The following is a 20,829-nucleotide window of genomic DNA, read 5'->3' on the forward strand; positions in this document are numbered from 1 at the left end:
CGGCCATGATGGAAAGCCTTCTCATTGCCAACAGGGGCGAGATCGCCCGCCGCATCATCCGCACCGCCAAGCTGCTCGGCATCCGCACGATCGCCGTCTATTCCGAGGCCGATGCCGGCCTACCCTTCGCGAGCGAAGCGGACGAGGCGATCGCCATCGGCCCGCCGGCGGCCCGCGAAAGCTACCTCTCGCAGCAACGCATCCTGGAGGCCGCCCGGAAAACCGGCACCGCCGCCATCCATCCCGGTTACGGTTTCCTGTCGGAAAATGCCGAATTTGCCGAAGCGGTGGAAAGCGCCGGCATCCTCTGGGTCGGCGCGCCCCCGGCCGCCATCCGCGCCATGGGGCTCAAGGACGCCGCGAAAGAATTGATGCAGGCGGCAGGCGTCCCCGTCACCCCCGGCTATCTCGGCCCGGACCAGAGAGAAGAGCGGCTGTCGGCAGAAGCCGATGCCATCGGTTATCCCGTGCTGATCAAGGCGGTTGCCGGCGGCGGCGGCAAAGGCATGCGCCGCGTCGACCGCCCGCAGGATTTCGCAGAGCTTCTCGCCTCATGCCGCCGTGAGGCCGCCGCCTCCTTCGGCGACGATCGCGTTCTGATCGAACGCTACATTGCCAATCCGCGTCATATCGAGGTGCAGGTCTTTGCCGACAAGCTCGGGAATTGCGTTCACCTCTTCGAACGCGATTGTTCGCTCCAGCGCCGTCACCAGAAAGTCATCGAGGAGGCCCCCGCCCCAGGCCTCGATACCGCCACCCGGGCGGTAATCTGCGATGCGGCGGTGAAGGCTGCAAGAGCGGTAAACTATGTCGGCGCCGGCACTATCGAATTCATCGCCGATGCCTCCGGTGGCCTCAATCCCGACCGCATCTGGTTCATGGAGATGAACACGCGGCTGCAGGTGGAACACCCGGTCACCGAAGCGATAACTGGCGAGGATCTGGTGCTCTGGCAGCTGAAAGTCGCCAGCGGCGAGCCCTTGCCGAAAAGCCAGGACGAGATTGTTGTCAACGGCTGGGCCTTTGAGGCCCGGCTTTACGCCGAAAATCCCGCCGCCGGCTATCTGCCCTCGACCGGCCGGCTAGACCATCTCAAGCTGCCGAAAACGGTCCGCGTCGACAGCGGCGTCGATGAGGGCGATGAGATCACCGCCTTCTACGATCCGATGATCGCCAAGATCATTGCGCATGGGCCGAACCGCGAGGCGGCACTGTCGAAACTCGCGGCCGCCTGCGCCGACGTCGAGGTCTGGCCGGTCAGATCGAATGCCGGTCTTCTCGCCCGCATCGCCGCCGACCCGGATTTTCACGCCGCCCGGATCGATACCGGCTTCCTCGACCGTCACGGTGAAAGCCTTGTGGCGACCGAGCCTGATGAAACCGTGATCGACAGCGCCGCCACCGCGCTTGCAAAGAGCGCATCTGATGAGCCTTGGTCCGCCCTCACCGGTTTTCGCGTCGCTGGGCCGAGCGACAGACGCGTCCGGGTGCGCGTCGGCGGCCACCTCTATTGGGGGCGTCTGCGCCCCGACCTCGAAGCAAAGACCATCGAGACGGACGAGACGACGGTGCTTTTCGACGCCGGCAACGCCTGGCCGATCGGCCTGCCCGTCGCAAGCGAGGTCGAGGCAAGCCACGGCGTGGGTGATGGCGCCATCCTGTCGCCCATGCCCGGCCTGGTCATTTCCGTGGATGTCGCCGAAGGCGACCCGGTCGCCAAGGGCGATCGTCTGCTGACGGTCGAAGCCATGAAAATGGAACATTCGCTGCGGGCGCCCTTCGACGGCATCGTCGGAAAGCTGCAGGTTTCCCCCGGTATCAGGGTCTCGGAAAACCAGCTGGTCGCCAGCGTCATGAAGGGAGAGGATTGATGGCCGGTCGCTACTTCGACGAATGGACGGTCGGCGACCGCATCGCTCATGAGATCCGCCGAACGGTCACCGAGACCGACAACCTGCTGTTTTCGACGCTCTCCCACAATCCGCAGCCGCTACACCTCGATGCCGAGTATGCGGCCAGCACCGAATTCGGCCGGATCGTCGTCAACGGCACCTTCACTTTTGCGCTGACCGTTGGCCTTTCTGTCGGCGACACGACGCTCGGCACGCTCGTCGCCAATCTCGGCTACGACAAGGTGACGATGCCGAAACCGGTCTTCATCGGCGATACGCTGCGGGTGGAAACCGAGGTGATGGAGCTGCGCCGCTCGAACTCCCGCCCAGACGCCGGCATCGTCATCTTCCGGCACATCACTCTGAACCAGCGCGATGAGATCGTCTGTCAGTGCCTGCGCACGGCGATGCTGAAGGTGAAACCGTCATGAGGCTGCGCTCGCTGCTCTTCGTGCCCGGCGACCGGCCGGAACGTTTCGAAAAAGCGCTCGCCTCGGGCGCCGATGCCGTCATTCTCGATCTGGAAGATTCGGTTGCGCCAGCGAGCAAGCCGAAAGCGCGCGAAAACGTACACGAGTTCACCCTGCGCCAGACCGGCGAGACCGCCCTTCTTATCCGTATCAATCCCCTCACCTCCCCGGCATTCGAGGACGACCTTGCCGCTCTGAGCGGCCTTCGCCCTTTCGCGATCATGCTGCCGAAGGCCGAGGGCGCGGCTTCCGTGCGCAAACTCGCGGCCTCGCTGACGTCGGCCGTTCCCGTTTTGCCGATCGCGACCGAAACGCCGTCGGCGATCTTCGAGATCGGCAGTTACCGGGAGGTCTCGACCAGCCTCTGCGGCCTGACCTGGGGTGCTGAGGATCTGCCCGCCGCGATGGGGGCCACGACCGCGCGGAGGACGGATGGCCGTTATACGCCACCTTACGAGCTTGCCCGCTCGCTCACGCTATTCGCAGCCCATGCCGCCGCCGTTCCCGCAATCGAAACCGTCTATCCCGATTTCCACGATCTCAAAGGTCTGAGCGCCTATCTCGGCCGCGCCCGGCGAGACGGCTTTTCCGGCATGATGGCCATCCATCCGAGCCAGATCGAAACGATCAATCACGCCTTTATGCCGGATGCATCCGAGATCGCCTGGGCCGAGAAAGTCGCCGCCGCCTTTGCCGCCAATCCCGACGCAGGCGTCATCCAACTGGACGGGCGCATGCTGGATATACCGCATCTGAAGCTCGCGCTGCGCATTCTGGCAATGGCAGGGCAAATCACTCCTGCCAACTAGAGAATTTCCATTTTTCTTCGAACCACCGAATTGTTCTATCTCGTTGTTTTCACGCAATTCCGGGCGCAAAACCGCTGCGCACTTTTGCGGGAATTGCTCTAACCCGACTTCGCAATCTGCTTGGAGGCGGCGTGCTCCGGCTCGAGGTAACCGGCACCGATGGCGACATACAGATCCACATAGTCCTTGGCGACCTGTTGAACGCTCGCGGCAAGGCTTGCCTCCGCATCGGAGACCGAACGCTGCGCGTCCAGAATATCGAGCAGCGACGAGGCGCCATCCTTGTAGCTCGTGGTCGAAAGTGCCAGCGATTCCAGCGCCGTCTGCACCTGCCGGCGCAACGGCTCCAGCGTCTGCGTGTCGCGGCGAACCGCCGACAGCGCGTTTTCGACCTCTTCGACCCCGTTCAGCACCGCCGCTTTCCACGCGAGATATTGGGTCTTCGCATCGGATTTTTCGATATCGACATTCGCGCGCAATGTGCCGCCATCGAAGATCGGCAGGTTGAGCGATGGCCCGAAAGACCAGCTCGTCAGGCTTGCGCCGCTGCCTGATGATTTGACCCAGCTCGGCGAGATCGAACCGGACAAGGTGATCGACGGGTAGAGCTGGGCTTCGGCTGCGCCGATATCGGCGGCGGCCGCCGCCAGCTCGCGCTCGGCCTTGCGAATATCCGGACGATTGCGGATGAGATCGGCGGGAATGCCAGCGCGAATGTCGCCGCGGAAGACCGGTTGGCCGGCACTCTTCTTCAGCTCGTCCGTCAGCGAAGCCGCTGGCATCCCGAGCAGCGTGGCGATGTGATGGGCCGATTCCGTGAAGCTCTTTTCGAGGCCGGGTACGTCGGCCTTTGTCGACTGCACCAGGCCCTCGGCCTGAACGACATCGAGGCGGGAGGCTGCACCGGCTTTCAGCTGCAGCTGCGTCAGTTCATAGGTCTGCTGGCGGGATTTCAAACTCGCTTGGGAAAGCGCGATGCGCTCCTGGTAGTAACGGGCGTCGATATAGCTCTCGACAAGGTCCTTGAGGAAGGTGAGCTTCGCATTGTCGGCCGTCGCATAGGCGGCCCCCAGCGAGGCGATTGCGCTCTCTTTCGAGCGACGGTACTGGCCGAAGACGTCGAGCAGCCAGGAGAGGCTGGCGTCGCCGCTCGTCGTGTTCGTAGTGCCGATTGTCGTGCGGAGCCGGCCCTTCTCGCCGGATAATGTGTGCGATGCATCGACAGTCAGGCTCGGCAAGCCGCCGGCGCCGGCGACCGTGACATTGGCGGCGGCCGAGTTGATGCTTTCGAGCGCCTGAAGCACATCGAGATTTTCGCTGAGGCCATGGGCCACCAGGCCGTCGAGCCGCTTGTCGCGAAAGGCCGTCCACCACTCAGCCACCACGACATTGCCGTTGCTCTTGTTACCTCCCTCTGCGAATTTCGCGGGAAGCGGCATTTGCGGGGGAACGTGATCCGGGCCGCTGACGCAGCCCGTCAGCAGAATTGTCAGTGCGGATGCAGCGTAGCGGAGGGATGATGGTCTTGTGGGAAACGACGTACTCACGGGCGAGCCTTCTGAACCGGGATCGTGGGTTCAGGCTTAGCGATGCCAGCGTTAATGGCGGTTAAGAAACTGTAAAGTTAGGTAAAATCCGGCACCGCCTCGTCAGGCGATGCGGATCAGGTTTCATCATTGGCCGCGCCATAGGGCGCCGGCACCCTCGGAAGCTCCAGGGTGATCGCCAGGCCGCCGGCCTCCGGCAATGATGCACGCACGCGCCCGCCATGGCGTTCGATCGCCTGCCTGCTGATGGCGAGACCCAGACCGTATCCGCCTCTCGGCACGGCGTCTTTCCCGCGTGAGAACGGCTGGAAGATCCGTTCGAGTTCGTCCCGTCCGACACCTGGCCCCTGATCCGTCACGCAGATCTTGAGGCGGTCGGCCGTCGCCTCGCAGGAGACGGTGATGCGCGAACGATCGGCTGTGTATTTTACGGCGTTGCGGACGACGTTTTCGAGCGCCCGGTAGATCAGTTCGCCTTCGACCTCGGCGCGGAAGATGCCGTCGATACTCTGCGTGATCGAGACCTCGCGCGCCTGGGCTTCGAATGCCGCATCGCCGAGGATTTCGTTGAGCAGCTCAATGACATCCAAGGTCTGCGTTTTCAGCGGCCGGCCGGAACCCGCCGTCAGCCTGGCAAGCGTCAGCACCTCGCCCACCAGCATGTCGAGCCGTTCGACCTCCCGGTCCATACGGTCCAGCATGGCGGTAAGTTTGGCCGGGCTCTGCCGGAGCACGCCGACGGCGGCCTGCAGGCGGGACAAAGGCGAACGCAGTTCGTGGGAGACGTCATGGAACAGCCTCTGCTGCGCATCCTGGAGCTCCTGAAGCCGGGCGGCGCTGGAATCGAAATCATAGGCCAGTGCCGTCACCTCATCCTTTCGGCCGGCCATTTTATCGCCGATGCGGAAGTCGAAGCGGCCATGGGCAAGCGCGCTCAAACCGTCGCGCAGATGGACGACGGGACGAATGAGGTATCGTGCCAGTGCGCCCGCCGCGATCGTGCTCGCGATCAGGATGGTGAGCCACGGCATGAACGGGCCAAGGTTGTCGAAGGTGGAACTGGCCGGCGCCGACACGGAAAGCCGATAGCAGTCGCCATCCTTCAGCACGGATCGCGTAATGACCGTGTTCTTCTCGGCGCAGGCGGCAGCTTCCCCAGGCTTCGAAAGGCTCAGGCCGAGCGGCTGCGTCTTCTCGCTTGTGGTCACGAAACGCGCGGCTGCGGCTTCGCCGTCCTCAACCAGAATGTTTGCAGTCAGGTTCAGCACGAGCGTCCGCCGCTCCTGGTCCAGCTCGCCTGCGAAGGGAACCGCCTGAACAAGTTTGACGATAAGGATAATGACAGCGAGGCTTGCCGCCAGCGTCAGCCAGATGATCCTGAAGAATTTCCAGAAAAGCCGGGGCATGATCAGTCCACGAGAAGTTGATAGCCCTGGCCGCGGACGGACTGGATCCAGGATTGCCCGTCCTCCCTCAGCCCGAGCTTCTGGCGAACACTGCTGATATGGACATCGATACGGCGGTCGAACGGCGTGAGCGGCTTGCCGAAGGCCCGCTTCGAAATCTCCTGCTTCGATACAAGCTGGCCGGCGCTGCGGGCGAGAACCTCGAGCAGGCTGAATTCGGTGCCGGTCAACTCCAAGGTCTGGCCGCGCCATTCGGCGCTTCTGCTGCCGGAATGGAGCACGAGCTGTCCTGCTTTGATCGTGTCGGTCGATACACCGGCCGCCGGCTGACCGGCGCGGCGCAGGATGGCCCGCAACCTCGCGGCCAATTCGCCCGGCGAACATGGTTTCGGCACATAGTCGTCGGCGCCGAGATTGAGGCCCGATATCCTGTCGACGTCGTCGCCTCTTGCGGTCAGCATCACAACGGGGACCTGGCTCAGCTTCCGGATCCTCTGCAGGACTTCGATCCCGTTCATCCGGGGCATCATGATGTCGAGCACGATGATATCGACCGTATTGCCGGCTGCCGCGGCAATGGCGGCGCGGCCATCCGTATCCGTTACGACGTCATATCCTTCCTCGACCAGATATTCCTGCAGAAGCGTCGTCAGCTCGGCATCGTCGTCGATGAGGAGAACCTTGTTCATTCGCATTATCCGTCATTAGAACAGGATGATTTTAGACCGGGTCGGCCTAAAATCTGAATCCTGTTCTACATTAAAGAGTGAGAGCATGATGTCGTCCGAAAACCGCTCACACTTTTCGGCATCATGCTCGAATCCGGGCAAGCCATACAGCACGAACACGCTCGCGCGGCCAAGTTTTACCTAACTTAACGCCAACTTGACCGCACTTAACATTCGCCCCGTTACCTATCCTGCCATGACATCGACGCGAGCTGCGATCGGATTGCCGTGCATCAGCCGCAATCCTTCATCGAGCTGATCGCGGATCGGGAAAGGCAGCGATGCCTTTGACCACAAGGAGTGCATCGTTGAGAAAACCATCCAAACCACTCGCCGCCGCGTTCGTTGCGGTCGCGCTTTTCTTCCCCCTCCGCAATGCCGCAGCCGAGCAGGTGGCAGCTCCCGCTCTCAACGTCTCTCTGACGGCGCCGGTGCAGCGGGACTGGCCTGAAACCGTTCCGGCGAGCGGATGGCTGAAACCCTGGCAGGAAGCGGTCATTGCCTCCGAAACCGGCGGCCTGCGCATAACCGATGTCCTGGTCGATGTCGGCTCCGTGGTCACGAAGGGACAGCCGCTCGTCCTGCTTTCCCAGGAAAGCGTGCTCGCCGATCTTCGCAAGCAGGAGGCCGCCGTCGAGACCGCCAAGGCAAGTCTTTCGAAGGCCAAGGCCAACGCCGACCGGGCGCGGCAGCTCCGTCCCTCGGGCGCGCTTTCCGACGAGAAGATTGTCGAATATCTGGCCGACGAGCAGACGGCGACGGCAAGTCTCGCATCTGAAGAGGCGGCACTCGACAGCGAAAAGATCAAGCTTGCGCAGACCACCATCACCGCCGTCGACGACGGTCTCATAACGTCCCGTTCCGCCAATCTCGGCGCTGTCGTCTCCGCCGGCACCGAGCTGTTCCGCATGGTTCGCCAGCAGCGTGTCGAATGGCAGGCCGAAATTTCAGCGCGTTACCTCCCACGCATTTCGGAAGACTTGAGCGTCAAGATCAACGGGCCGGACGGCCATGCCATTGACGGCAAGGTGAGACTTGTCGGGCCTTCGGTCAGCACCGATACCAGTCGGGCAATCATCTATGTGGCGCTTCCCACCGACGTCCGTCCGCGCACCGGCCTCTATGTCACCGGCAACATCGAATTGCAGACCTCTCCGGCGCTGACCGTTCCCGAGACGGCGATCGTGTTCCGGGACGGCATCAGTTACCTCTTCACTTCAGGTGAGGATCAGCGGGTGCAAAAGGTCAGGGTGGAAACCGGCCGCCGCAACAATGGTGAGGTGGAAATCGTCTCCGGAATAGATCGCTCGTCGAAGGTGGTGAGCTCAGGCGGCGCGTTCCTGTCGGACAACGACCTCGTGAAGATTGCGGAGACAAACTGATGAACTTCTCAGCCTGGTCGATCCGCAATCCTGTACCGGCGATATTGCTGTTTGTGATGCTGACAGCCGGTGGGCTCTTGGCCTTCAAACAGCTGCCAATCCAGAATTTCCCCGACATGGACCTTCCCACAATCAACGTCACCGCTACCCTCGACGGCGCGGCGCCGACGCAGCTCGAAACCGAGGTGGCTCGTAAGATCGAGGATAGTCTTGCCGCGCTCAGCTATCTCGACCACATCACCACGACCATCACGGACGGCACCGTTTCGATCAAGGTGTCCTTCAAGCTGGAAAAAAACAGCGAAACGGCCCTGAACGAAGTCCGCAATGCCGTCGACAGCGTCAAGGGCGACCTGCCGGCGCAGATGGAGACGCCTAGCGTCAGCAAGGTCACCGTACAGAGTTCCGCGCTGGTCACCTTTGCCGTTCGCTCGACCGCTCTCAACGAGACCGAACTTTCCTGGTTTGTCGACAATGATCTGACCAAGGCGCTGCTTTCGGTGTCGGGTGTCGGGCAAGTCAACCGCATCGGCGGGATCGACCGTGAGGTTCATGTGGATCTCGATCCCGCGACGATGGCGTCGCTGGGCGTCACCGCGGCCACCGTGTCGTCGCAGCTGAAGGCCGTGCAGACGGATACATCGGGCGGCCTTGGCGAAATCGGCGGCACCCGCCAGACCTTGCGCACGCTCGGCGCCCTGCCATCGGTCGAGGCGCTGAAGGGGCTCAAAATCCCCCTGGCGAACGGCCAGCAGGTTCGCCTCGATGACGTCGCATCCATCACCGACAGTTTCGCCGAGCGCTCCTCGATGGCCTATCTCGACGGCAAGCCGGTGATCGCGGTCGAGATCAAGCGCTCGAACGGATTTTCCGACAGCGGTGTTGCCGCCGATGTCGACAAGGCGATCAAACAGTTCGCCGCCAAGCATTCCGACGTGCAGATCGACGAGGCTTACAGCACGATCGGCCCGATCATCGGCAACTACGATGGTTCGATGCACATGCTGTACGAAGGCGCGATCCTGGCGATCATCGTTGTCTGGCTTTTCCTCCGTGACTGGCGGGCGACGATCCTGTCGGCCGTGGCGCTGCCCTTGTCGGTCATACCGACCTTCCTTGTCATGTACCTCACCGGCTTCAGCCTGAATATCGTCACGCTGCTCGCGCTGTCGCTGGTAGTCGGCATCCTCGTCGACGATGCCATCGTCGAGATCGAGAACATCGCCCGCCACCTGCAGATGGGCAAGCGGCCGATCGATGCCGCCCTCGAAGCGGCCGACGAGATCGGACTTGCCGTCATAGCAACCACCTTCACGCTGGTCTCGGTCTTCCTGCCGACGGCGTTCATGAGCGGCATACCGGGCCTTATATTCCGCCAGTTCGGCATCACCGCCGCCGTCGCCGTGCTCGCCTCGCTCGTGGTCGCGCGCCTGCTGACGCCGATGATGGCCGGCTATTTCATGAAGGCCCATCCGACCGAGGAGAAGGATGGCCGGATCATGCGTGCCTATATCGCCATCGTGAAGGCCGCCATGAACCGCAGGAAGACGACTGTGGCCGTCACTGCCATCGTCGTGGCGCTCTCGCTTTCGACCATCCCCTTGCTGAAATCGGGCTTCCTGCCCGCGTCCGACGATGCGCGGACCCAGATTACGCTGACCATGCAACCGGGCGCCACCATCGAACAGACGGATGCCACGGCCAGGAAAGCCGCGGATATTATCGGCAAGCTTCCCGACGTGACGCATGTCTTCTCAGCCGTCGGTTCGACGTCCTCGGGCGGCGGTCCCGACGCCAGCACCACGAGCGATGTCGGATCGGCCACAATCGTCGCCGTGCTGCCGCCCATCGACGAGCGCTATCGCAAGCAGTCTGAAATCGAAAACGACATCCGACAGGCGCTCTCCGTCCTCCCCGGCGTGCGTGTGGAGGTCGGCGGCGGCGGCAATGGCACGAAACTCGAGATCACGCTGGCGAGCGACGACGCAAACGTGCTCGACAGCGCCAGCACGGCGCTCGAGGAACAGCTCCGCACACTGCAGGGCATCGGAGCGGTGACATCGACAGCCGCCAGACAGGCGCCCGAGATCCAGATCACACCCGACTTTGCGCGCAGCGCAGCACTCGGGGTAACCTCGAGCGCCATCGCCGAGGCCGTGCGCGTGGCGACGAGCGGGGAATATTCCTCCGACCTGCCGAAGCTCAACCTGCCTCAGCGGCAGATTCCCATCGTCGTCCGCTTCTCGCCCGAGACGCGCACCAATCTGGACGATATCAAGAACATGCGGGTGGCGGGAACCAACGGCAACGTCGATCTCGGATCGATTGCCGACGTGAGGATTGGCGGCAGCCCCTCCCAAATCGATCGTATCGATCGGATGCGCAATGTCACCCTTTCCGTCGAACTCAATGGCCGCATCCTCGGCGACGTCAATCGCGAGGCGCAGGCGCTGCCGGCGCTCCGGCATCTTCCGTCGGGCGTCACTCTTGTCGAACAGGGCGAACTTCAGCGCAGTTCGGAACTGTTTCAGAGTTTTGCGCTGGCGATGGCAATCGGCGTCTTCTGCATCTACGCGGTCCTCGTTCTGCTCTTCCACGATTTCCTGCAGCCGCTCACCCTTCTGATGGCTCTGCCGCTCTCGCTCGGCGGCGCGTTGGTGCCGCTCGTGCTGACCGGAACGAGCTTCTCCATGCCCGTAGTCATCGGCCTGCTCATGCTGATGGGCGTGGTGACGAAGAACTCCATCCTGCTCATCGAATATGCGATCATGTCGCGTCAGCGTGGCATGGCCAGGTTCGACGCCTTGGTGGATGCCTGCCACAAGCGCGCACGGCCGATCGTCATGACCACCATCGCCATGGCATGCGGCATGCTGCCGGCCGCGCTCAGCCTGATGGGCGGGGATTCGAGCTTCCGCCAGCCGATGGCGATCGTGGTGATCGGCGGCGTGGTGATGTCGACGCTGCTCAGCCTCATCGTCATCCCCGTCATCTTCACCTTCGTCGATGATCTCGAACAGGTCCTCAAACGGTTGCTGCGCCGGATCGGCCTGGCTGAGGAGATCGCCGGAGATGAACCGCATGCGTCCAACGATCACGCGGCGGTCGCCTTCCAGCCCGAGCAGTCAAGGCGAGGGCAAGGTCAGAGATGATCTCCGCTCCTCATCTGATCGGCCAGATTGTCCAGCGCCAGACGACGGCCGGTGACGGCAAGCTCTTCGGCCGCGTTCCTCTCCCCCGGAACAAGGCCGCGGGACGTGTTCCCCCGCAGGCGGCCACAAGCCGCTTGCGCGTCCTGCTATCCGACTGACAGCGGCTCCATCGCTTCGAAATCGGGCAAGGCGCCGCTCGCATAGCCGATCGCCCCGAGCGAACCGATGGTAATCCGGCCGTCGCGGATCGACAGGAACGGTCCGTCGGCGCCCTGTTCGTAGAGATCGGCATGGGCTGCGGCAAAGCGCGCCCTCTCCGCCTGCGGTGCAGCTTGCATGCCGGCCACATAGTGATGGCCGTTGCGCTCGGCATGGGAGAGGCCGAGCAGGGAAACCAGCGCCAGATCCTGCTGCACGCTAAGCCCGGCCTGGCAGGTCAGATCCTCGCCCGAGAGGAACAAACCCGGCACCGTTCCTGTTTTGATGCGGATCGCCTTCAGCAGCGAGCGGTAAATGCCCTTGCAGGTTTTTGAGGAGACCCCGGTGTAGCCGAGCCGCCGGGCGTGGGCAAAAGCGCCGTCGCTATCGTCGCTCTCGTCGATCAGGAACGGCAACTGCGCCGCCAGATCCCCGAGCGGCGTTTCCATGGTGATCGCGCGCGCGAACGGCTGCTCGACAAAGGTAATGGCCGCACGCAGCCTCGCCAGCCGGGGCATGGCCTCGATTTGCGCCAGCAAGGCGCCGAGCTGTTCGGCAGCGTCGAACTGTTCGTTGCCGTCGACCGTCACCTGGTAGTCGGGCAGGCGGTCCAGCACGGCGGCAATCCGCGCCAGGCGGTCGATATCGGCATCGACCGTGCCCGAAAGCTTGATCTTGAACCAGCGATTGCCATAGCGCGCGATCACCGCCTCAAGGCTCTGCGGCAGGCCGTCATCGACGGGATCGATGATTTCGCCCTCGGTGATCGGGTCGAGAAGTCCGATCGTATGCCGGGCCGAGATCGACCCGGCCGGGCGAAGGCCGGCAAGCACCGCAGAGGCGCCATCCGCGTCGATATCGCCAGGCAGCATCGGGCCGCCAATGCCGACGAGGTTTTGGCGCACCGCATCGAAGAAGGAAATGCCGGCAAGACGGCAATAGGCATCGAGTGCTGCGCGGGCGATCAGCGAAGGTCCGAAACCGGCGGCCAGCGGATTTCCGGGCAGGCGCCGCACGGTTTCCATCTCGTTCAGGCGGGCGGCGGCAAACAATGTCGTCGGCGCTGAAGCTTCGAGCGACGCAGCGGCAGCGGTGCGGATCGAGCCGCGCAATTGATCGACATTCTGCGCCGGTGTCAGCGCCGGGTTTTTGTCGAACCATTTCGGCACCATCATTTCGGCGGCGGCGCCGATGGCGGTTTTGCCCTCTTCATTCTCGACGCGGACCCTGAGGAAGGCTTGCGGCGCCTTTTCCAGCGTCGCCGCGCCGAAGCGGAACGGCAGACGCAGGTTGACCTCGCGCTCGAAAGCGTCGATCTCGACGATCCTGATGCGCGGCGCCGTCACCGAACCTTGCGTGTTTCTGTCCATGCTCATGCCATCCGGTCGAGCATGGCGCGCGACACTTCGTGTTGGAGCGGCTCCCGGCGCAGCAGCCGGCCGATCTCGTCCACCATAGCCTGGCCTTGGGCGAGATGCGCCTCTTCGGTGTGGCCGGCGGCATGGGGCGAAATGGTGACATTGGCGAGACCGGGGTCGCGGAACGGGCTTTCCGGCGGCAGCGGTTCATTGTCGAAGACATCCAGAGCCGCCTCGATGCGGCCGGCGCGGATCTCGGAAAGCAGCGCCACCTCATCGACCAGCTCTGCGCGCGCCGTATTGATGAACAATGCGCCGGGGCGCAACAGCGCCAGTTCGCGGGCGCCGATCATCCGGCGCGTCTCGGGCAGGACGGGCGCATGCAGGGAAATCACATCGCTCTCAGTGAGCGCATCGTCCAGTCCTGTCCTGACGACGCCGAGCGCGGCTGCCTCGCTGCCACTGAGATAGGGATCGACGACCAGCACCCGGCAGCCGAATGGCACGAGCAAGCGCATCACCGCCCGTCCGACATATCCGGCGCCGACGATGCCGACCGTTCTGGCGCCCAGCAATCTTTGCGGCACGGCGGCGCGAACGTCGAGCCATTCACCGCCGCCGCGCAATGCATGATGCAGCCGGTGGATGCCGCGCATGGCGAGCAACGCTTCGGCGACGACGAACTCGGCAACCGAGGCGGCAATTTTCGAGGCGGCATGGGTGACGCGAAGGCCGTCGTCGAACAGACGGGCCGGGACGAGCGTACGGATGCTGCCGGCCGAATGCGCGACAAGGGCGAGTTGCGGATGGCGCTGGCGCGCGGCGAGATCGAAGGGCGGCGTGCCCCATCCGGTAAGGCAGGCCGTAGCGCCCTGCAGCAGCCGGTCGGCATCGACGGCGTCGATCGTGGCGCCGGCCGGCCAGCGCACCTCGCCGAGGGCGTTCAACTCAGCGGTCGCCGCATCGTCCAGCATCATGCGGCGGGTCTTTTCGGTCAAAAGCACGGCAATGATGGGAGCTTGTTTGCTCATGGCTCTACTCTTTCGCTGCGGCGACCAGGCGCCTGAGATGGGCAAGATCGGCGCGGACTTTAGCGAGCGCCTGTTCCCGTGGAACCCGGTATTGGGAATGCATCGAGAGCACGCCGGCAAATCCGGTGGTCACCAGATGCGCAATGATTTCGTTCCAGGGCACCATACCGTCATCGAGCCCATACCAATCCGAGTGCCAGGCACGTTGGCCGTCGGCTCCGTAAGCGCCTGGAAACCAGCCGCAGTTCTTGACGCCCATGCAACAGAACCACGGATCGAGAAGCTCAAGGCTCAGACGCCAGTCCTCGCTCCCCTCGCGAATGATCTGATTGGCCGGATCGGGATAGGCGCCGATCCTGATGGGATCGCGCCCGACGAGCAATTGCATCGCCAGCGCGCCGGAACTGTGCAGGGTCCCGCCGTGCAGCTGGATGGTCAGCTTGACGGCGAACCGTTCGGCGAGACGCTCGAAACCATCCAGGTCGCGCCGCGCCTCATCGACCTGAACCTTCCAGCGCCGCGACGGATCATAGCGCCAGAAGCCGAGCCGGACCTGGCCGATGCCGGCTTCGCCGCAATAGCCGAGAAGCCGGGATGCCGCATCGTCGGGCTGCGTCGAGTCGATGGTCGCCATCGGGCTGCGCAGGCCCGCCGCCGCAAAGAGCTTTACGGCGTTGACGATTTCCTCCGGCCGGTCGGGGGAAACGGCGTGGCCATCGCGAACGAGAAGGTCGGCACAGTCGAACCCCAGGCCCGCTGTGATCTCCGCCGCCTTCTCCAGCGGCAGGCCTTCCAGGGTTTTGGTGAAATAGGCGATATCCATGGTTCAGATCCCAGACAGGAAGGCGCTGTTCAAGCGAGAGAGATACTAAGCTCGCTGCGGCGGCCAAACGCATCGCGGGCGCACACCGCATAACGTGCGCCCTCCAGCGGCGACATATGCAGGAACGCCGTCGAGATCAGCGGCGCGGGACTGACCTTTTCAAAAGCCTTGCCGTCGGTGCTAGTGAGGACATCGTAGAAGATGGCCGGGCTCGCATCGCCGGCAGCCCAGAACAGCATGCGCTCCTCCCGGCCGCCGAGGCCGAGGTAACGTTCGACGACGAGACCGGTTGGCGCGGCCGGGGGCGCACCTGTGTCGTGCACAACAAGCACCTGCGTCAGCGACGGCAACGGCAAGTCCAGATCGACGCTGACCCGGCCTTCGTCGCAGGCGATGACGCTGATCGGATGCAGTAAGGCCGGCTCCTGGGCGCGGCGCAGGTCGGCAAATTGCGCCTCATCAGGTTCGGGCGGAGCGCCGACCGGCTCGAAGGGGCCGCGCGGATTGTTTTCGTCGCGCTGGGCCTCCCAGACCTCCATCGGATTGGTGAACTCCTCGTCGATCCGCAGCAGGCAAAGCGCGTGGCGGCCGGGAACCAGCCCGTTGACCTCGAGGCGGACGGCAGTCCGGCCCGAACGGTTGATGGAGTCGACGCTGTGGATGAGGCTGATGGAAACGCCGCCGCCCGGCAGCCGTGTCGGCAGGATCGCCAGGCCATCCTGGTCGGGCGTCAGCACCGGTTCGGCCGTCACCCTGCAGACGGTATCGCCGAGCGTTGCCAGCAGTTCCATCGCTGTCAGGCCGGGCTTTTTGATGATGTCGAAGGGCGGCGCACGATCGACATCCGTGACCAGCATGGCGAGATCGGTCTTGTGCTCCCACTGCGCCTTGGTGAAATTGCGCGAACCGAAATAGGCAAAGATCGTGCGCTGGCTCCAGCCGCCGATAAAGGCATGATCATTGCTGAGGAAGGTGAAATTCGCCGCTTTCGGGGCGATGATGCGCCGGTCGTGCTGTTCGATGATGCGGGCGATGATACCGGCGTAATAGGCTTTGCCGTGCCAGCTATGATGATCGCTCCAGCCGAGCTGCGGATCGCATTCGTCGTTGACGATCGGCAGGCCCGCAAGCCGCGGATGATGCTCCTTGAGATAATCGACGACGAGAAGCGTGCGATCGACGATGGCGTTGGTTTTCGGGGTCAGGTCATCCTTGCTGCCGTTGACGCCCTTTTCGTGGATCGAGATGTAATCGATGCGCGGCGGGCCGTCCCCGCTCAGGCAACTCGTACCGCTGTCGCAATGGGCCATGAGAGCGCGAAAGATCGGCGAGAGCGTACGGGCGGTGCCGGGTCCGCCCATCGGCAGCCCGGGATCGATGGCGTCGAGCCCAGCGACGCAGGCGTCGTAATAATTGGTGTAGCCCTTGATGCCATAGGTCCACCAGCCGGAATCGGCCTCATTCGTCGTTTCGAAATACCATGTGCGCAATTCGTCCATGCCGTAGCGGGCGCCATAGCGCTCCACCGTCACCGTCACGAGATCGCGCCAGCGCTTGACCTGGTCCATGTCCTCGTAGTCGGTGAACAGGCCCGACGGGTTGCCCATCAGCTCGAAAAACGGCTTCAGCCGATGTTCGATCATCACGTCGAGAGCGCGGTCAAGCAGCGACCAGTCGTAGCCGCCTGCGTCGCTGGTCGAGCGCAGCAGGTTGTAGAGGTAGTGGACGCGCAGGAACCTGATGCCTTCGTTCGGCAGGCCGCCGATATAGGCGAGCATCTGGCGCATCTCGGGTTCGAGCAGCAGCTCGGCAGGCGAAAAGCCGGTGCCGCGCCAGAACCGCTCGAAGGGGCGCACCGTTTGGCTGGCATCAACGTTTATTCGCGTCCGTTCACGCATGGATCGTCTCTCCTTGGGCGGAAATCTGTCCGTGCCCCGCAAAGCCGGCACGGGAGGTCAAGAGCCTGATTATTTGAACTTTTCACGCATCGCATCGATGCCGGGAATGGTTTTGGTCAGATGCTGATGGGCGGGATCGAAGCGCTGGATCAGCCCGCGGCGATGCTTGCCGACAAGAATGGTGAAGATATAGCCGCGATGGCCGGGCGACGTGACGGTCGGGTGGTAGCCACGATCGACCAGGACAGTATCGCCGTTGCGGGTCATGAGGATCTTGACCGGACCGTCGTCGTCATAAGTAATCTGGCTGCCGAAGCCGGTTTCGGGCTGGAAGCGGTAGTGATAGAGCTCCTCGTGCAGGGTCTCGGCATCGCCGTCTTCCGTATCGTGCTTGTGGGGAGGATAGCCTGACCAGCAGCCCTCGCCGGCATAGAGCTCGCTCACCAGGAGGTTGCCGCAGCGGCCGTTCTGCCGTTGCCCAAGCAGGTGGACGATCCGCCGCTGGCTATGCGTGTCGGGCGAGCCGACATTGACCGCGTCGACCTCCTCGGGCGTGACCCGGAACGGGGCGTAGCGCGTCTCGCAGAGGCCGCCGGCGATCGCAATTTCCGCCGGGCCGCCACGGGCCGATATCCGGACATTGACGTCGACGGGCGCGTAAACCGAGTCCGCATCGCCTCCCCAGATATCGGCTCGCCGGCCCACAGCTTCGAACGTGATCTCATCCACCTCGATATCCACCTGCCCCGACAGCACGACGTAGAGGCTTTCGTGCAAGGGCAGCCGCCGCGTGTCCCGACCATCGGCCGGAAGCGCGAGGAGGTCGAAGTAGATGAGATCGAGCGTCCTGGAGGAGGTATCCACAATGGGACGCTGCTCGGAGCGTGGAATGAATTCGGGCATCAATTGAACTCCGGAACGGTACGATCGGTGAAAGGATTGAGGGTCAGGGATTCGGCGTGGTGACAGGCCACTTCGTGTCCATCGACGGTGACGGTACGCAACGCCGGCAGCTCCTGCCTGCAAAGCTCGGTGGCGTAGCGGCAGCGCGGATGAAAAGCACAGCCGGGAGGCGCATGCGCGGGGTCGGCAACCTCGCCCGCCAGCCGGATGCGCCGGCCGTGGCGGCGCATCCTCGGATCGGCGATTGGCACCGCCGAGAGCAGCGCTTCGGTATAGGGATGGAGCGGACGCGAAAAGATCTGCTCCGTCGGCGCCTTTTCGACGACTCGGCCCACATACATGACGGCGATATTGTCGGAGATGTGCCGGACGACCGAGAGGTCGTGGGCGACGAAGAGATAGGTCAGGCCGAACTGTTCCTGAAGGTCCTGCAGCAGGTTGATGGTTTGCGCCTGCACGCTGACATCGAGCGCCGAGACGGCCTCATCGGCGATCACCAGCCGCGGATTGGACGCCAGCGCCCGGGCAATGCCGATGCGCTGGCGTTCGCCGCCGGAGAAGGCATGCGGATAGCGGCGCATATATTCAGGCCGCAGACCGACGCTCTGCATCAGCTCGGCGACCCGGTGCTCGAGTTCCCGTCCCTTGGCGATGCCGTTGACACTCAGTACTTCGCCGATGATGTCGATCACGGGAAGGCGCGGATTGAGCGAGGATTGCGGATCCTGAAACACGATGCGCAGGTCCCGATGGATTTCCGTGAGGGCGGGGCCTGAGAGTGCCGCGAGATCCACCGTGCCGCCGCTGCGGTCGCGATAGCGGATTTCTCCGCTGGTCGGCCGATAGATGCGCAGGACGGTGCGGGCAAGCGTGGACTTGCCGCAGCCGGATTCCCCGACAATGCCGAGTGTTTCGCCATCTTCGACGCGAAGCGAAACGCCGTCGACCGCCTTGACATGCCCGACCACCTGCCGGAATGCACCCTTGCGGATCGGGAAATGCATCCTGAGATCGTTCAGTTCGAGCAGCGGGCTTCGTTGCGTCATGGGATCGGCCATCATTGTCTTGCCTCGTAAAGCAGGCAGCTGGCGACATGCCCGTCGCCGATGGCGACGGGTTGCGGATCGCTTCGGTCGCACAGGCCCGCCCTCGCCTCTCTGCATCGCGGATGAAAGCTGCAGCCCTCGGGCCGGTCGAAACGCGAGGGCACCATGCCCTCGATGATCGCGAGCCGTTCGGTCGGCTGGCCATGCATGCGCGGCACCGATTGCAGCAGGGCCTTGGTGTAGGGGTGGGCGGGTGCATGGAAGATCGTGTCGACATCGCCCGCCTCCACCACCCGGCCGACATACATGACGACGACTTCGTCGGCGATTTCGGCCACGACGCCGAGATCATGGGTGACGAACAACACCGAGAGCCCGAATTCGGCCTGTAGCGAGGCCAGCAGGTCGAGGATATTGGCCTGGGTGGTCACATCGAGCGCGGTGGTCGGCTCGTCGGCGATCAAGAGCTTGGGACGGCAGGCGAGCGCCAGCGCGATGCAGACGCGCTGGCGCATGCCGCCGGAAAACTGGAAGGCATAATTTTCCATGCGCTCGGCCGGCCGCGGAATGCCGACCAGCGCCAGCGTCTCGATCGCATGTTCGCGCGCCTCCTTCTTTCCCATCTTGAGGTGCAGGCGGATCACTTCCATCATCTGGTTACCGATCGTATGAACGGGTGAAAGTGCGGCCATCGGCTCCTGGCTGATCAGGCCGATCTGGGCGCCGCGGATTGCCCGCATGTCGCGGCCGCGCGGATCGAGCGAGGCGAGATCAATGGCGGGTGCGGCCGGATCGGGCCGATAGCGGATCGCACCCGAGACGATCCGCCCGCCCCGCGGAACCTGATTGAGGATCGAGCGGCCGGTGATGCTCTTGCCCGAACCGGATTCGCCGACGACACAGACCGTCTTGCCGCGGGGGATGGAAAAGGAAACACCGTCGACCGCCCGCACCGTGCCCGCACCGCCGAAGAAGTGGGTCCTGAGGTCGTCGACCGCGATCAGCGCGTCGCCATCGGCGCGCCCACCGCCGGCCGCGGCGAAATTGGAATTAGTATTCATAGGGATCTGCAGCATCGCGTAATCCATCACCGAGGAAATTGAGGGCGAGCACGGTGACGATCACCGCAAGACCAGGAAGAAACAGCCATGGCGCGCTCGAGACCGCGAGAATGTTCTGCGCCTCCTGAAGCAGCACGCCCCAGCTCACCACCGGCGGGCGCAGGCCGATGCCGAGGAAGGAGAGCGCGGTTTCGGCGAGAATCATCGTCGGGATGGCGAGCGTCACCGAGGCGATGATGTGGCTCATGAAGGAAGGAACCATATGCCGCCAGATGATGCGCATTCGCGAACAGCCATCGAGATGAGCGGCGATGACGAAATCCTCAGTCTTCAACGACAGGAACCGTCCGCGCACTACCCGCGCGAGGTCGGTCCAGCCGATCAGCGACAGGATGACCGTGATCCAGAGATAGACCAGGATCGGATCGGCGCTGATCGGAACGGCGGCCGCAAGCCCCATCCACAGCGGGATCGTCGGGATCGAGTTGATGAGTTCGATGCAACGCTGGATGACATCGTCCACCCAGCCGCCATAGAGCCCGGAGATGCCGCCGAGGATAATGCCGAGGATGAGGCTGATCGTGACCCCGATCAGCCCGACGGACATCGAAACACGGGTGCCGTGCACCGTCCGGCTGAAGACGTCACGACCCAGACGGTCGGCGCCGAACAGGTAGAATGGCTTGCCGGCCTCGACCGGGCCGATCAGGTGCCGGTCCAGATCGAACAGCCCCCAAAGCCGATAGGGTTCGCCTTTGACGAAGAAGCCGACGGGAATGACTACAGCTGGATCCGGCACGTAGTTGCGGCTGAGCGCGATCGGATCGATCGTCATCGAATAGCCGTTGACATAAAGCGGGTGGAATCCGCCCGCCGGGTCGTAGCCGGCGAACCTCAGCTGCTGGGGCGGCGCATAGGTGTAGCGGGAATCGTAGGTCTGCGATGAAACCGGGGCGAGAATCTCGGCAAAGATGGCGACAAGGTAGATCAGAAAGATGACGACGCCGGCGGCCAGCGCCAGCCGGTGGCGACGGAAGCGCCGCCAGATGAGTTTCCACTGGCCGGCAACGGCGTCGGAATTGCGGACGGGTTCAGGCGATAGCGCGATGGCTTGATCGGTCATAT

Annotated in this window: 16 protein-coding genes; 5 read left to right on the top strand and 11 right to left on the bottom strand. The window is 63.5% G+C overall.

All coding sequences use genetic code 11. The annotated features are described in order from the left end of the window. The first annotated feature begins 5 nt into the window (after positions 1-5). The 3 genes from HJB84_RS00590 to HJB84_RS00600 are packed head-to-tail and all read left to right on the top strand — an operon-like array spanning position 6 to position 3,171. Positions 6-1,871, top strand: a complete 1,866-nt coding sequence (locus HJB84_RS00590; protein WP_221114965.1) for an acetyl/propionyl/methylcrotonyl-CoA carboxylase subunit alpha — start codon at positions 6-8, stop codon at positions 1,869-1,871. Further along, a complete protein-coding gene (locus HJB84_RS00595; protein ID WP_221114966.1) occupies positions 1,871-2,323 on the top strand; it encodes a MaoC family dehydratase in 453 nt (150 codons plus the stop codon). The genes HJB84_RS00590 and HJB84_RS00595 overlap by 1 nt, the downstream gene beginning before the upstream one ends. Further along, a complete protein-coding gene (locus tag HJB84_RS00600; RefSeq protein ID WP_221114967.1) occupies positions 2,320-3,171 on the top strand; it encodes a CoA ester lyase in 852 nt (283 codons plus the stop codon). Before HJB84_RS00595 ends, HJB84_RS00600 begins: the two co-directional genes overlap by 4 nt. Positions 3,172-3,269: 98 nt before the next feature. Here the strand turns inward: HJB84_RS00600 and HJB84_RS00605 are convergent, their stop codons facing one another. The 3 genes from HJB84_RS00605 to HJB84_RS00615 form a co-directional block, all read right to left on the bottom strand. Then, positions 3,270-4,718 (bottom strand): efflux transporter outer membrane subunit, encoded by a 1,449-nt coding sequence (locus HJB84_RS00605; RefSeq protein ID WP_221114968.1) that lies wholly within the window; start codon positions 4,716-4,718, stop codon positions 3,270-3,272. A 116-nt stretch (positions 4,719-4,834) separates the two neighbouring features. Next, on the bottom strand, positions 4,835-6,124 hold the full coding sequence (locus HJB84_RS00610) for an ATP-binding protein (protein WP_221114969.1): 1,290 nt from the start codon (positions 6,122-6,124) through the stop codon (positions 4,835-4,837). 2 nt (positions 6,125-6,126) lie between these two features. Further along, positions 6,127-6,813 carry a response regulator gene (locus tag HJB84_RS00615; protein WP_221114970.1) on the bottom strand — a complete coding sequence of 229 codons (687 nt, stop codon included), beginning with the start codon at positions 6,811-6,813 and terminating at the stop codon, positions 6,127-6,129. A 320-nt stretch (positions 6,814-7,133) separates the two neighbouring features. Here HJB84_RS00615 and HJB84_RS00620 point away from each other — a divergent pair, with 320 nt between their 5' ends. Both HJB84_RS00620 and HJB84_RS00625 read left to right on the top strand, forming a co-directional pair. Then, positions 7,134-8,234 carry an efflux RND transporter periplasmic adaptor subunit gene (locus HJB84_RS00620; protein WP_221114971.1) on the top strand — a complete coding sequence of 367 codons (1,101 nt, stop codon included), beginning with the start codon at positions 7,134-7,136 and terminating at the stop codon, positions 8,232-8,234. Beyond that, on the top strand, positions 8,234-11,386 hold the full coding sequence (locus HJB84_RS00625) for an efflux RND transporter permease subunit (RefSeq protein WP_221114972.1): 3,153 nt from the start codon (positions 8,234-8,236) through the stop codon (positions 11,384-11,386). Before HJB84_RS00620 ends, HJB84_RS00625 begins: the two co-directional genes overlap by 1 nt. 146 nt (positions 11,387-11,532) lie before the next feature. Here the strand turns inward: HJB84_RS00625 and HJB84_RS00630 are convergent, their stop codons facing one another. From HJB84_RS00630 to HJB84_RS00665, 8 genes are all read right to left on the bottom strand, one after another. Further along, a complete protein-coding gene (locus HJB84_RS00630) occupies positions 11,533-12,960 on the bottom strand; it encodes a mandelate racemase (RefSeq protein WP_221114973.1) in 1,428 nt (475 codons plus the stop codon). Further along, positions 12,957-13,973: a hydroxyacid dehydrogenase gene (locus HJB84_RS00635; protein ID WP_221114974.1), complete on the bottom strand. Its 1,017-nt coding sequence runs from the start codon at positions 13,971-13,973 to the stop codon at positions 12,957-12,959. Before HJB84_RS00635 ends, HJB84_RS00630 begins: the two co-directional genes overlap by 4 nt. 4 nt (positions 13,974-13,977) lie before the next feature. Then, positions 13,978-14,796, bottom strand: coding sequence for a sugar phosphate isomerase/epimerase (locus HJB84_RS00640; protein ID WP_221114975.1), 819 nt, complete (start codon positions 14,794-14,796; stop codon positions 13,978-13,980). Between the two features lie 29 nt (positions 14,797-14,825). Next, positions 14,826-16,694, bottom strand: a complete 1,869-nt coding sequence (locus HJB84_RS00645) for a GH39 family glycosyl hydrolase (protein ID WP_221114976.1) — start codon at positions 16,692-16,694, stop codon at positions 14,826-14,828. Positions 16,695-16,763: 69 nt separating this feature from the next. Beyond that, positions 16,764-17,597, bottom strand: coding sequence for a 5-deoxy-glucuronate isomerase (locus HJB84_RS00650; RefSeq protein WP_221114977.1), 834 nt, complete (start codon positions 17,595-17,597; stop codon positions 16,764-16,766). Beyond that, complete coding sequence (locus tag HJB84_RS00655) at positions 17,597-18,655, bottom strand: ABC transporter ATP-binding protein (RefSeq protein WP_221115167.1); 1,059 nt, start codon at positions 18,653-18,655, stop codon at positions 17,597-17,599. Before HJB84_RS00655 ends, HJB84_RS00650 begins: the two co-directional genes overlap by 1 nt. Next, positions 18,655-19,704, bottom strand: a complete 1,050-nt coding sequence (locus HJB84_RS00660) for an ABC transporter ATP-binding protein (RefSeq protein ID WP_259670984.1) — start codon at positions 19,702-19,704, stop codon at positions 18,655-18,657. Before HJB84_RS00660 ends, HJB84_RS00655 begins: the two co-directional genes overlap by 1 nt. Further along, on the bottom strand, positions 19,694-20,827 hold the full coding sequence (locus tag HJB84_RS00665; protein ID WP_221114979.1) for an ABC transporter permease: 1,134 nt from the start codon (positions 20,825-20,827) through the stop codon (positions 19,694-19,696). The genes HJB84_RS00660 and HJB84_RS00665 overlap by 11 nt, the downstream gene beginning before the upstream one ends. Positions 20,828-20,829 lie beyond the last annotated feature (2 nt).

The sequence above is a fragment of the Rhizobium sp. NZLR1b genome (assembly GCF_019685155.1).
GTDB lineage: Bacteria > Pseudomonadota > Alphaproteobacteria > Rhizobiales > Rhizobiaceae > Rhizobium.